This is a genomic window from Pseudomonas sp. MWU16-30323, assembly GCF_020515595.1.
GTDB classification, from domain to species: domain Bacteria; phylum Pseudomonadota; class Gammaproteobacteria; order Pseudomonadales; family Pseudomonadaceae; genus Aquipseudomonas; species Aquipseudomonas yamanorum.
On sequence record NZ_JAIWYM010000018.1, the window covers coordinates 104895 to 116926 of the forward strand.

At 60.7% G+C, this 12032-nt stretch carries 11 protein-coding genes; 5 read left to right on the forward strand and 6 right to left on the reverse strand.

The features are described 5' to 3' along the window. Window positions 1–144 precede the first annotated feature (144 nt). Window positions 145–669, forward strand: a complete 525-nt coding sequence (locus LIY45_RS20275) for an SET domain-containing protein-lysine N-methyltransferase (RefSeq protein ID WP_226477386.1) — start codon at window positions 145–147, stop codon at window positions 667–669. Here the strand turns inward: LIY45_RS20275 and can are convergent. Continuing rightward, on the reverse strand, window positions 666–1310 hold the full coding sequence (can, locus tag LIY45_RS20280) for a carbonate dehydratase (protein ID WP_003214385.1): 645 nt from the start codon (window positions 1308–1310) through the stop codon (window positions 666–668). The two genes, LIY45_RS20275 and can, sit on opposite strands and share 4 nt — an antisense overlap. A gap of 152 nt (window positions 1311–1462) precedes the next feature. On the opposite strand from can, the gene LIY45_RS20285 reads away from it, so the two are divergent. Continuing rightward, window positions 1463–1867: a serine kinase/phosphatase gene (locus tag LIY45_RS20285; protein WP_226477387.1), complete on the forward strand. Its 405-nt coding sequence runs from the start codon at window positions 1463–1465 to the stop codon at window positions 1865–1867. A 120-nt stretch (window positions 1868–1987) separates the two neighbouring features. Here LIY45_RS20285 and rimI read toward each other — a convergent pair whose 3' ends face one another. Beyond that, window positions 1988–2440 carry a ribosomal protein S18-alanine N-acetyltransferase gene (gene rimI, locus LIY45_RS20290; RefSeq protein ID WP_003214382.1) on the reverse strand — a complete coding sequence of 151 codons (453 nt, stop codon included), beginning with the start codon at window positions 2438–2440 and terminating at the stop codon, window positions 1988–1990. Continuing rightward, the gene (locus LIY45_RS20295) at window positions 2433–3170 is read right to left on the reverse strand and encodes a hypothetical protein (protein WP_017478599.1); all 738 of its coding nucleotides are present in this window, start codon (window positions 3168–3170) and stop codon (window positions 2433–2435) included. The genes rimI and LIY45_RS20295 overlap by 8 nt, the downstream gene beginning before the upstream one ends. 206 nt (window positions 3171–3376) lie before the next feature. Here LIY45_RS20295 and mksB point away from each other — a divergent pair, with 206 nt between their 5' ends. The 3 genes from mksB to mksF are packed head-to-tail and all read left to right on the forward strand — an operon-like array spanning window position 3377 to window position 8188. Further along, window positions 3377–4654: an Mks condensin complex protein MksB gene (mksB, locus tag LIY45_RS20300; RefSeq protein ID WP_003214377.1), complete on the forward strand. Its 1278-nt coding sequence runs from the start codon at window positions 3377–3379 to the stop codon at window positions 4652–4654. Then, window positions 4644–5351 (forward strand): Mks condensin complex protein MksE, encoded by a 708-nt coding sequence (mksE, locus tag LIY45_RS20305; RefSeq protein WP_017478598.1) that lies wholly within the window; start codon window positions 4644–4646, stop codon window positions 5349–5351. The genes mksB and mksE overlap by 11 nt, the downstream gene beginning before the upstream one ends. Next, on the forward strand, window positions 5348–8188 hold the full coding sequence (gene mksF, locus LIY45_RS20310; protein ID WP_226477388.1) for an Mks condensin complex protein MksF: 2841 nt from the start codon (window positions 5348–5350) through the stop codon (window positions 8186–8188). The genes mksE and mksF overlap by 4 nt, the downstream gene beginning before the upstream one ends. 170 nt (window positions 8189–8358) lie before the next feature. Here mksF and LIY45_RS20315 read toward each other — a convergent pair whose 3' ends face one another. From LIY45_RS20315 to LIY45_RS20325, 3 genes are read right to left on the reverse strand one after another with little or no spacing between them, the layout of a single operon-like run. Continuing rightward, window positions 8359–10662, reverse strand: coding sequence for an MlaD family protein (locus LIY45_RS20315; protein WP_017478596.1), 2304 nt, complete (start codon window positions 10660–10662; stop codon window positions 8359–8361). Next, window positions 10655–11278, reverse strand: coding sequence for a paraquat-inducible protein A (locus LIY45_RS20320; protein ID WP_226477389.1), 624 nt, complete (start codon window positions 11276–11278; stop codon window positions 10655–10657). The genes LIY45_RS20315 and LIY45_RS20320 overlap by 8 nt, the downstream gene beginning before the upstream one ends. After that, entirely contained in the window at window positions 11265–11924 is a 660-nt protein-coding gene (locus LIY45_RS20325; protein WP_017478595.1) for a paraquat-inducible protein A, read from the reverse strand. Before LIY45_RS20325 ends, LIY45_RS20320 begins: the two co-directional genes overlap by 14 nt. Between the last annotated feature and the right edge of the window lie 108 nt (window positions 11925–12032).

Here is a 12032-nt window from a genome sequence, read left to right on the forward strand (position 1 = left end):
CAGAAAAAATAGCCAATTTCTACTGTCAGATTTGACAGTAGAAATTGGCGCTCACTTCAGCGAGTCTTGAGCCGCGCCCATCCGCTGCAAGACTGGCAGCCCAGACACCACCGGCAGGTCGATGCAGCCCCCTCCTGGAGAGTTATGAAAACTCAAGCCATGGATCAGGCTAAACCCGCCGTGAGTGACTGTCTTTACCCCTTCGCGACCGTACTCACCGAACACGGCTACCCCCGCGCTTGCGACTATGAAGTGGTGCGTACCCGGGAGGGTTCGGGCGAAGGGATCAGGACGCGCGTCGCCTTTGATAGCCGCCTGCGCATCGCCAAGGTGTCCGGCTACGCGCTGAGCGAGCGGCGCCTGCATACGGTGCAGATGTCCTCGCGTATCCACTTGTACGACCCGTGGTTCTGCGGCTTGCTTTCGCACTCGTGCAACCCGAACGTATTTCTCGACATGACGTACCTGGAACTCTGGTCCGTTCAGCCAGTGCCCGCTGGCACCCTGTTGACCATGGATTACGCCCACACCGAGGACGTACTGTTCCGACAGTTTCGCTGCCAGTGTGGCGAGCTCAACTGTCGGGGCTGGATCACCGGCATGAAGGAACCGTTGAATGCCGAAGGTCAACAGTTCATGGAGCAGTGGCGCAAACGCAAAAGCCCTTAGACCGCTCCCAACGGGCGCAGGCGGTATTGCGGCGGCAACTGCTCGAAGCCACTGATGGTGGTGTTCAGGCTTTTCCAGCGGCCATCCTTGATTCCGTAGATACAGCCGTGAACCGACAGGCTCTGCCCACGGTGCCAGGCGTTTTGCACAATGCTGGTATGGCCGACGTTGGCCACTTGCTGGATCACGTTCAACTCGCACAGGCGGTCGACGCGTTCCTCTTCCGTGGGCAACTGGGCCAGCACATCGCGGTTTTCGTAGTACAGGTCACGGATCGTGCGCAGCCAGCCGTCGATCAGGCCCAACTGGTTGTCCTGCATCGAGGCGCGTACACCGCCGCAACCATAGTGGCCGGTCACCAGGATGTGTTTGACCTTGAGCACGTCGACCGCGTACTGGATCACCGACAGGCAATTGAGGTCGGTGTGCAGCACCACGTTAGCCACGTTGCGGTGCACAAACAGGTCGCCCGGCAGCATGCCGACGATCTCGTTGGCCGGTACGCGGGCATCGGAACAGCCGATCCACAGGTATTCCGGGGTTTGCTGGCGGGCAAGCTTGGCGAAGAATTCGGGATCTTCCTGTTTGATCGCATCTGCCCAGCGTTCGTTGTTATCAAGCAGGTCTTGTAGTTCGTTCATCAGGGAAAGCCTCAGGAATGATGCGCAGCTTTGACAGACGACCGCCCATCCGGGTCACGCCGATAATTAAAGATAGCCGGCCGGTAATTTCTTGAATCTTGGGGAGCCATGCCTGTCCACACACTATAAGCCCCACAGTATGAGGAATCGCCATGACTGATTCACGACGTCCATTCGGCGCCACCCAACCGGAGCCGATTGATGACAACGAAGACCGCATGGGCTCCATGCGGGAACTGGATTTTGACGAGGAAGAGCCGACGGCGGAGATCGGCGACGAGATTCCACCTCGCGAACGCGAGCATCTGATGCCCGACGAGCGGGTGCGCGAAGCCGGAATGACCGGGGCGTCCACCGCTGATCACGAATCAACCGATGATGATATGAGCCCGGAAACCCTGATCCGCGAAGATGGTGCGCGGGATGCGCGGGAAGAAGGTGAAGATGGACAGGCCGATTGGGACCTGAGCATCGTCGATGAAAACGAGATAGGCGGCGGCAATGGCCTGGATGAGGCCGAACTGGCCGATATCGATCCAGTAGACGGCAACCGCTGACACGCTGCCGAACTGAATATGGGAGCGGGCTTGCTCGCGAATACGGTGTGTCAGTCATTACATCTGGCGACTGGACCACCGCCTTCGCGGGCAAGCCCGCTCCCACATTGGGCACTGCGTTTAGTCGACCAGGGTGCAGGCCATCACGACCGCATCTTCACGACCACCGACGGCGGGGTAATAATCCCGCCGACGGCCAATTTCGTTGAAACCGTAACGCTCATACAGCCGGAACGCGCCGGTATTGCTGTCGCGCACTTCCAGGAAACATTCCCGCGCCTTGGCCTCGTAGGCCCGGGACATCAGGTGCTCCAGCAGGCTCAAACCCAGGCCACGGCCCTGGTTTTCCGGCTTGACGGTGATGTTCAGCAAATGCGCTTCATCGAGGATGATCTGCACCACCCCGTGGCCCACCTGCTGCTCGCCTTCGAACATCAGCCAGATCTGGTATTTGCCCAGCCCGTCGAGAAAAATCCCGCGGGTCCAGGGGTGGCTGAACGCTGCGTATTCGATCTTCAGTACAGCGTCGAGGTCCGCCTCGGTCATCGGGCGGAAAGATAAAGCTTCACTCATCGGTACTTTTCCAGCGCGCCATCAGCCGGCGCATGGCTTGCCAGACATCAGCCTTACGCTGTGGCTCTTCCATTAATAGTTCCAGGCCCGGCAGGGCCCAGACAGAGCCCAGGCCTTCGACCTGCAGTTCGCGGTACCAGGCCTCGGCATTCGCTTCACCGGCAAAACGCACGGCGGGCAGCCCGATCAGCCACAGGCACACGCAGGGTTCGTCTTCCAGGCGCGCCGAGACAAAACCTTGCACAAAATCCCGCGCGGCTTCCGGCCCCTGGTCCATGGTGCCCCGGGCCAGCAGCGGCCAGCGCACCGGTTCGCCGACGATTTGCGGGCTGTCGGGCAGGCCGGCGGCGCGCAACATGTCCTTGAGCAGCAGATAGGCCGGGTCGCGGGTCTGGAAGCGCTCGCCGGTGGGCAACTCCACCAGCAGCAGGCATCGCCCGGCCCGCAGCAGTTGCAGGGCAAAGCGCGGCGGCGGCACGACTGGAGCCTTGACCACGGCAGGCGCCTCTTCGGCGACAACCGGCTTGGCCACCGGCGACGGGCGCGGCACTTCGACCTTTGGCCGGACCACCGGGGTTTCTGCCACGGGCTTGACCAGCGGCACCGGCGCAGCCGCCTCCTCACCCGAAGGCTCGAAAGCCTCGAACGGTTCCGGGGCCTCCAGCAACTCGGGCCGCGAGGGGGCGGCGAACGGTAATTCAGTGCGCGGCAGCCAGTTGACCACCTGCATGGCGGTCAAGTAAGCGCGACGTCGGGACTCGATAAGCAAAGGTCGGCCACTTGTGGATAACTAAAGAACGGGGATTCTACCGCCCTTCGACGAAGATCGCCCGCAGTTGATCGTTCCGGTGAGCGCCTCACGACCGGCTGTGGATAAATCCCACCCCCGATGCAGTACAATCGCTGCTTTTAATCGCTAACCAGCCGGCCATTCCGATGATCGAACCCAAGCGCGTCTTGCGCGCCCTCGCCGAACACTGGGCCCTGCTTGAGCCACTGTGCGAACACTTCGACCAAGGCACCCTGAGCCTCAGCGAACTGCGCGCCCAACTGGCTGCCCAACAACTGGACAGCACGCCACAGGACATCACCAGCCTGCTGGACGTGTGGATTCGCCTGGATATCCTGGTGCCTGTCGCCAAGAGCCCGAACCGCTTCGAGCTCAACGCACAGATCCACGACTTCCTGGCGTATCTTCGCAAGGAGCACCGGCTCGGCCTGTGCCTGGAGATCGAAGCCTACCTGCGCCACCTTGAGCGCCTGGCGGGTTATATCCAGGACGCCTTCGACATCCGTGACGGCCATGACCTGGCGCGCCAACTGCGCCTGCTGGACATGCGCGTGCGGGACGTGCTGAAAAAACTCGCCAACGACGAACAGGCCCTCGCGGCCGTAGCCGACCGCGCCAAGACCAGCGACCGGCAGATCCCGTTGCGCCAGCGATACGCCGAAGTCCTGGCGACCTGGGACGAATACGTCGAACCGATGATTCAGTTGGTGAATGCCGACGGCGCCTTCGAACAAGGCGTGCGCAAGGTCGAGAACGTGCTGTTGCGCATGCTCACCGAACAACAGCGCCTCGGCCACCTGGTGGACGACGACATGCTGCTGCGCACCCATGCGCGCATCCTCGAAATGCAGACCAGCGCTCAACTGACCTTGCGTCACGCCCGGGAACTGCTGCTGCCGTTGCGGGAAGAAGCGCGCCGGCACAACGCCGTGACCCGTGGCGCGGCACTGGCCTTGTCGGCGATTCGTCGTAAGGGCCTGGACGCGGTGCCGCAAGCGGCGATGCCGATGTTCACCCGGCCGCAAAGCACCTTTCTGGGCAGTGCCAGCCAGGTTGAAGCCTACGTGTACGCCTTGGCCAACTTCGAACCGAAGCCGGCGCGTTTCCCCAAGGCGCACAAATCCCACAAGGGCGAAGCCCCTCGCGCACCGCGCACGGTCAAGGAAATGCTCGAGCGCTGTGAAGACGCGCTGCCGATGCCCGACCTGATGACCTGGCTGCTGGAGCAGGAACCGGACGGCGCAACCGACGAGTTGCTGTACTGGTTCTCACGCCTGTCGCGGGAGAAACGCTTCAAGCGCGAACGTCTGGAACGACGGGATTACCACACTCACGAGCACCAGGTCAGCCTGCGCTCATTCGCCCTGCTTCCAGCCAGTATTGATACGGCCGGGAATTCTGCGAGCACCCCTCATGCATCTTGATCTATCCGAACTGTCCCAACTGGCGCCGATCTTTCGCGAGCTGTTCAAGGGTTACCACGTCAGCCGCCGCGACCCGGAGCTGTACGCCCAACTGTCGAACTTCCAGGACCAGTACCGCACGCTGTTCAAGGCCCTGGGCTTTGAGCTGGTGTGCGACACCCGGGGTTTCTACTACTTCGTACCGGACTCGGCCGTGGCTGCCGCGCAGGTCAACAAAACCGCCCAGCGCCTGGCGTTGTTCACCTTCATCATCGTCGAGCACCTGGCCGACCAGGGCCGCGACCCGATCGCTGTGCTTGACGGTGGCAGCCTGGGCCGTGATGAGCTGCCGTCGTTGCTGGAAAAGTACCGCGACCTGTTTATCCAGGCCGAAGTGACGACCGTTGAGGAACTGGAAGAAAAAATCATGCGCCGCATGACCCAGCTGGGTTTTGCCAGTGAAGAGAACGGTATCTACCGCTTCCTGCCGCCGATGCACCGCTTCCTCGATGTGTGCCTCTCGGTGCAGCAGGACCGTGACCTCGCCGCGAGCATCCACAGCGTATTGCCGCTGCCGGCCCCGGTGATCATCGACGAAGACAGCGATGAGAAACTGCTGAAGACCGATGACCCGCTGGACTTGAGTGACTTCGCAGAAGAAAGCGAAGAAGACGCCCTGGCCCGTGCCATTGCCGAAGAACAGGAGACCGACGCATGAGCAAGGAACGCTACGGCATTCGCCGCTTCGCCCTTTTGAACACCGCCGGTTACAGCCTGGGGTTGTTCCCGCTGGAAGAACCGCTGTCGGTGTACGGCGCGAACAACCTCGGCAAATCGGCCTCGATCAACGCCTTGCAGTTCCCGATTCTGGCGCGCATGTCGGACATGAGTTTCGGCAAGTACACCCTGGAGCAATCCCGGCGTTTCTACTTTGCTACCGACACCAGCTACATCCTGGTGGAAGTGGCCCTGCCCCATGGCCCGCACGTGATCGGCGTGGTCGGTCGCGGCCCGGGCGGTGGTTTCGGTCACCAGTTCTTTGCCTACGCGGGCAAGCTGGACCTGGCGCACTATCAGAAGAACGACACCTGCCTGCGCCAGAAAGAGCTGTTCACCAACCTTGAGCGCGAAGGCCTGAAGGCCTACGAGCTGAAGCCGGATGAACTGCGACGTTTGCTGGTGGGCGGCCACACGTCGATCCCGCTGGACCTGACCCTGATTCCGCTGCGCTCCACCAGCGAGCAGAGCCTGAAGACCTTCCGTGCGTTGTTTATCAACTTGCTGCACATGCGGGAAATTACCGCGGCCAAGTTGAAGCAACTGTTCCTGGATGCGTTCGAACACAGCCTGCGTTCCGGCAGTGTCGATTACATCGCGGCGTGTGAAGAAGCCTTCCGTGATGTACGACGCATGGAACAGGACTACAACTCATTGGTAGCCGCCGGGCCGCTGGTGGAAGCGCTGTCCAATGGCGTGAAACAGCGGGAAATCCTGCGGGGCAAACTGCATCGCCTGTCGCCGCTGCTGGATTCGTTGTTGGGCACTTGGTCGGACTACGCCAGTGCGCGCAAGGAAGAGCTGACGATCCAGGCCGAGCATTACCGCAACGAGCAAGACGCACTGCAGAACGACCAGCGCGGCGGCACTCAGGAACTGATGCGCCTGGAGCGGGAAATCAGCGGCATTCAGCGCTGGCTCGGTGAGCTGTCGGTGCTCAAGCATCGCTTCGCCCTGGTGGATGACGTCAAGGTGCTGGAGCAGCAACTGCTGGCGGCCAAGGATGCTCACGATGAATTGGCCGGTGCCTTGGCGCAGTCGCGTCAGTTCAGCGCCGAGGATTTGGACGAGCGTCTGCGGGACCTGGAAAAACGCCTGAAGTCGGTGAAGCAACAACTCGATCACGCCGACAACAACAGCTACGCCAAGCTGCGGGAAGAGTTCTCGCAGCAGGATGTCGAGCGTCTGATGCGCTTGTTCAACAGTTCGCTGTTCAGCTTGCCGCTGGGTGAGCATGGCATCACGCTGGACGAGGAAGGCCTGTGGGTGAAATCCCTGGAGCAGATTCTCGATGGCTTCAAGGGCGAGCGTTTTGAAGTGCCGGGACTGGCCATCGACATCTCGCACATCGAGCCACCGGCGTTGCAGGCCCTGGCTGACCGCGCCGCGTTGCGTGACCAGAAAGAGCGCCTGGAAAAAGAACTCAAGCAACTGAAAACCCAGCAAGCCGTGGCGGCTGACCGCGCGGCGAGCAAGACCCAGACTGAAGCCCTGTACCAACAGGTATTAGACGCACAGAAGGCGCTGGAAGATTTCCGCCGCTCGCAAACCCTGAGCGCAGAAGAAGGCGAGAAGCTGGAAAGCCTGGCGCAGATGGAAGCGGCCCAGGACGAATTGAAGCGTTCCAGCGATGCGTTTACCGAACGCGTCCAGCAACTGTCGGCCAAGCTGCAACTGGTAGGCCGCCAGATTGGTGATATGGAAGCCAAGCAGCGCACGCTGGATGACGCGTTGCGTCGTCGCCAACTGCTGCCGGCGGACTTGCCGTTTGGTACGCCGTTCATCGATCCGGTCGACGACTCCATGGAAAACCTGCTGCCACTGCTCAATGACTATCAGGACAGTTGGCAGGGTTTGCTGCGGGCTGACGGCCAGATCGACGCGCTGTATGCACAGGTGCGCCTCAAGGGCGTGGCCAAGTTCGACAGTGAAGACGATATGGAGCGCCGCCTGCACCTGCTGATCAACGCTTACGCGCACCGTACCGATGAAGCCCTGACCCTGGGCAAGGCGCGGCGTGCGGCGGTCACCGATATCGCGCGCACCTTGCGCAATATCCGCAGCGACTACGACAGCCTTGAACACCAGTTGGCGTTGTTCAACCGCGAGATCAACAAGCGCCAGGTGTCCAACCTGCAGAGCTTCCGCATCGTGCTGGCGCCGAACAAGGAAGCCCTCAAGCATATCGACCAGATCATCCACAGTGCCGGTCAGTATGAAGAGGGTGAAACCCTGTCGGTCTTCGACCTGAGCCAGAGCGCCGAGCAGGACAACAAGAACGAGGAAGCCAAGGAATACCTGGCGCGCCTGGTTGCGGCCAACCACAACCAGTTGGGCCTCAAGGACTTGTTCGAATTGGCGTTCGAGATCACCAAGGTCAACGGCCAGCCAATCATTCACACCGACATTGATGGCGCCGCCTCCAACGGCACCACCATGACCATCAAGGCGCTGACCAACATGTACTTGTTGCTGCACTTGATGGACCGCGATCAGGCAGGTCGTGTGCGCTTGCCGTACTACCTCGACGAGGCGGCGGATATCGACGAGAAGAACCAGGCGGCGTTGCTGGAAACCAGCTTGCAGCTGGGCTTCGTGCCGATTCTGGCCAGTGTGAAGCCGCAGGTGTCCGCCCAGGTGGCGATTGACCTGGAAGGCGGCAGCGGGCCGAACGGGATCTACATTGATGAGGCAGACTGGAAATACATCCGTCGTCACGATGTGGTGAAGGCGACGGTGAACGTGCAGGCGGATGAACCGGAGTTGGACGAGGTTTAATCAGCCGCGCTGAAATGCAAAAAGGCCGCGATCTTTTGGATCGCGGCCTTTTTTTGGTGTTCTTGAGGGCCTCTTCGCGAGCAAGCCCGCTCCCACCTTCAATCGGGTTCCTTCAGGGGGAACGGGGTCAAATGTGGGAGCGGGCTTGCTCGCGAAGGCCGCGCCTCGGTCTATTTGCCGAGTGGGATTTTAGGTGCCCAGGTCAGCCATTCGTCTTCGAACTTGTCGAACAGCGGGAAGGTTTGCTGGGGCCGAGCGGCATTCCCCATGCGCTCACCGTCTGGCGTGGCAAAGGCGATGCCGCCGGCGACCAGGGTCTCCAGGGATTCGGTGCGCACCGTCGCGCCCTTGAACAGGCCGAAGTCGAGACCGAAACCGCTGGTGTTCCAAAACCGGCTGCCACTGCGCACCAGCGGCGCGTACTTGGGCTCGATCAGGATATGGATCAGCACCCGGTCGGCGGTCTGGCCCAACTCGTAGCCTGTGACCTTGCCTACCGTGACTTCGCGGTAGGTGACCGGCACACCTTCCTTCAGCGAACCGCGGCGCGCCGCACTGAGCACCAGGCTCAAGCCCGCGTCCTGATGGACCGCTTCAGGCGGTTGGTCGAGGGCAACGAAGCTCTTTTGCGGGCCAGCGTTCTTCGCTGCGGGCTGCACTTCGATGTACTGACCGGTGACCAGGGTTTCCAGGTTCGACGTTTTCATTAGCCCCAGTTCTGGCTTGACCACCCAGAACTGACTGCCGGCCCGGGCGATGCGATCTGCCACTTGGGTGATGCGCGCGCTGAGCAGGACCGATTGCATGTCGGCACTCAAGTCGACGCTTTCGATCTTGCCGACGTCGAGGCCTTTGAAGCGTACCGGCGTACCTGGGCGCAGGCCGTCGGCGCGGTCGACCTTGATGGTCACCAATGTACCGTGCTGGTTGGCGGCTTCGCGATCCGGGAACAGACGGAAACGCGGGATACGTTTTTTCAGCGGTACATTCGGCTCCGGGGTTTCGAAGGCGATACCGCCCGCCATCAGGCTGGCCAGGGATTCGCTTTTCACCTGGATGCCGCCGGTAAGTCCGCCGGTCAGGGTCACGCCGCTGGCATTCCAGAATCGGGTCGAGCCGTTGACCAGGCCTTCGTACTCTTTCTCGATATGGACGCCAATCACCAGTTGCTTGTTCTTGCGGGAGAACTGGTAGCTCTGTACGGAACCGACCTTGACCTGCTTGTAGAGGATCGGGCTGCCGACATCCAGGGAACCGAGGTTGTCGGTGAACAGCACCATGTGCAGGCCGGGGGAACGCAGGTCCAGTGGCGGCGCCTTGGCCCGGGCGACGTACTCCCGTTGTGGCGCGCTGCCCTTGTCGCCGGGACGGATGGCGATGTAGTTACCCTTGACCAACGCTTCCAGCCCGGTGATGCCGGCCAGGGAGATGGACGGTTTGACCACCCAGAATTGGGTGTCCTGAACGAGGTAGTCTTCGGCCAGTGGGTCGAGGGTCAGCTCGGCATTGGCGCTGGAAAGGTCCGGGTCGATCTTCAGGGTTTTCAGGCTGCCGACCTGGATGCCTTTGTACATCACCGGCGTGCGACCCGCCTGGAGACCTTCGAAGTCGGTGAGTTTGACTTTGACCTTGATGCCTGCGGCTGCTGCATCGAAGTCTTCATACAGGCGGAACGGCAGGCTCGGGTCCGTCGGCGGGCTGTCCTTGCGGTTCTCTGGCGTGGCGAAGGCGATACCGCCGGCAACGATGCTGGCCAGGGATTCACTGCGCACTTTTACGCCGGACAGGTTGGCGTCGATGCTGATGCCGCTGGCGTTCCAGAAACGCGTGTGTTTGCGCACCAGGCTGGCGTAGGTCGGCTCGATGTAGACCTTGATTTCAACGGTGGTCTGGTCTTCGGAGAGCAGGTAGCTTTTGACCTGGCCGACCTGGATCTGCTTATAGAACACCGGGCTGCCGCGGTTCAGCGAGCCGAGACGATCGGCTTTGATCGTCAGGTGCAGGCCGGGCTTGGCGTCGGATAAGGGCGGTTCTTCAGACAGGGCCTTGAACTTGCGCGTCGGCTCACCATCGCCCGGGCTGGCGGCGATGTAGTTACCCGAGACCAGGGTTTCCAGGCCGGTGATCCCGGCCAGGCTGACACTCGGCTTGACCAGCCAGAAGCGGGTGTTGGTCTTGAGGTATTGCTCCACATCCTTGTTCATCTCGATGGTGGCAATCACCCCGCGATTGTTACCTTCGTCATCCAGGGCCAGTGTCTTGACCTTACCCACGGACATGCCTTTGTAGACCACTTCGGTCTTGTTGGCCTGGATGCCTTCGCCGCTTTCAAAGCGAACCTGAATCTCGATACCTTGCTGGTTGTACGCACGCCATCCCAACCAGCCACCGATGATCAGGGCAATCAGGGGCAGCACCCAAATGGCCGACCAGTTGGAAGCTGGGCGGGTTTTAGCCTTAGGCAAATCACTCATGGTCGTCGTCCGACTCCGTGTTATCCCAAATCAGTCGGGGATCGAAAGTTACTGCGGCAAGCATCGTCAAGATCACCACACTGGCGAACGCCACGGCACCGAGATTGGCCTCGACACTGGCAAGTCGCCCAAAGTTTACGACCGCCACCAGGATGGCAATCACGAAGATATCCAGCATGGACCAGCGGCCAATAAACTCGATAAAGCGGTACATGATAATGCGTTGTTGCGCGGAAAGTGGTTGGTGACGTTGTACCGAAAACAGCAGCAGCCCAATACCCACCAGCTTGAAGGTGGGCACCAGGATGCTGGCGACAAACACTACAGCGGCGATCGGGAACATGCCGTGCTGCATCAGTTGGATCACGCCGGACATGATGGTGCTCGGATCGCCCTGCCCCAGGGAGCTGACGGTCATGATCGGCAACAGATTGGCCGGGATGTACAGGATGGCTGCGGTGATCAGCAGCGCCCAGGTGCGCGTCAGGCTGTTCGGCCGGCGAGCGTGAACCAGTGCACCGCAACGGGTGCAGGTTTGCTCGTCGGTGTCCGGGTCTTGTTTGTTTAGTTCATGGCATTCGGTACAGATCAGAATGCCCGCATCAATCGCCCGCATGAGCATCCTCTCCTGACAGCGCTTCCCAGATCTGGTGAGGTGACATCACCACCTCCAGCAGTATCTGGACCATTAACAGACTTACGAAGCAGGCCAAGCCCAGCCCAACGGTGATGGTCGCCATGTCGGCCAGTTTTACGATCGCCACCAGCACGCCCATCAGGTAGACCTCGAGCATCCCCCAGTCTTTCAGATGGTGGTAGATGCGATAAAACAGCAGCCCGTAGCTGCGGCCGATGTTCCAGCGAATGCTCAACAATACCGCCAACTGGCACAGGAGCTTGAGCAATGGAATGCCCATGCTGCAGAGGAACACCACCACGGCGACGCCTTGCATACCGGTGTCGAACAGACCGACCACGCCGGTCCATACGGTGTCCTGCGAGGACTGCCCGAGTAGATTGAGCTGCATGATGGGTAAAAAGTTCGCGGGGACGTACAACAACAGCGCGGCAATCACTAACGCCAGGCTTCGTTCAACGACGTTGTGGCGGTGAGCATACAGCTCGTAGCCGCAGCGTGGGCATTGGGCCTTTTCACCGCGGGCAAGCTCCGGCTTGCGCATCAGCAAGTCGCACTCATGGCATGCCACGAGTTCGTCCAGCGGTAAGTCTGACACCTCGAGGGTATCAACCGGGTCGGGCATATAGGGCTCGGACTCTAAAAAAGGTTAGGTGCCTATTCTAGTGTTCTGGTTCAGAAATAACTGTGCAAATTTGTCGGGGTGCCGCTGTATATCGAGCATGTCGGTAAG

Bases quoted from the DNA above. Each gene is read 5' to 3' on its own strand.
- LIY45_RS20275 (WP_226477386.1), top strand. From the start codon at position 145: ATGAAAACTCAAGCCATGGATCAGGCTAAACCCGCCGTGAGTGACTGT.
- can (WP_003214385.1), bottom strand. From the start codon at position 1,310: ATGAACGAACTACAAGACCTGCTTGATAACAACGAACGCTGGGCAGAT.
- LIY45_RS20285 (WP_226477387.1), top strand. From the start codon at position 1,463: ATGACTGATTCACGACGTCCATTCGGCGCCACCCAACCGGAGCCGATT.
- rimI (WP_003214382.1), bottom strand. From the start codon at position 2,440: ATGAGTGAAGCTTTATCTTTCCGCCCGATGACCGAGGCGGACCTCGAC.
- LIY45_RS20295 (WP_017478599.1), bottom strand. From the start codon at position 3,170: ATGCAGGTGGTCAACTGGCTGCCGCGCACTGAATTACCGTTCGCCGCC.
- mksB (WP_003214377.1), top strand. From the start codon at position 3,377: ATGATCGAACCCAAGCGCGTCTTGCGCGCCCTCGCCGAACACTGGGCC.
- mksE (WP_017478598.1), top strand. From the start codon at position 4,644: ATGCATCTTGATCTATCCGAACTGTCCCAACTGGCGCCGATCTTTCGC.
- mksF (WP_226477388.1), top strand. From the start codon at position 5,348: ATGAGCAAGGAACGCTACGGCATTCGCCGCTTCGCCCTTTTGAACACC.
- LIY45_RS20315 (WP_017478596.1), bottom strand. From the start codon at position 10,662: ATGAGTGATTTGCCTAAGGCTAAAACCCGCCCAGCTTCCAACTGGTCG.
- LIY45_RS20320 (WP_226477389.1), bottom strand. From the start codon at position 11,278: ATGCGGGCGATTGATGCGGGCATTCTGATCTGTACCGAATGCCATGAA.
- LIY45_RS20325 (WP_017478595.1), bottom strand. From the start codon at position 11,924: ATGCCCGACCCGGTTGATACCCTCGAGGTGTCAGACTTACCGCTGGAC.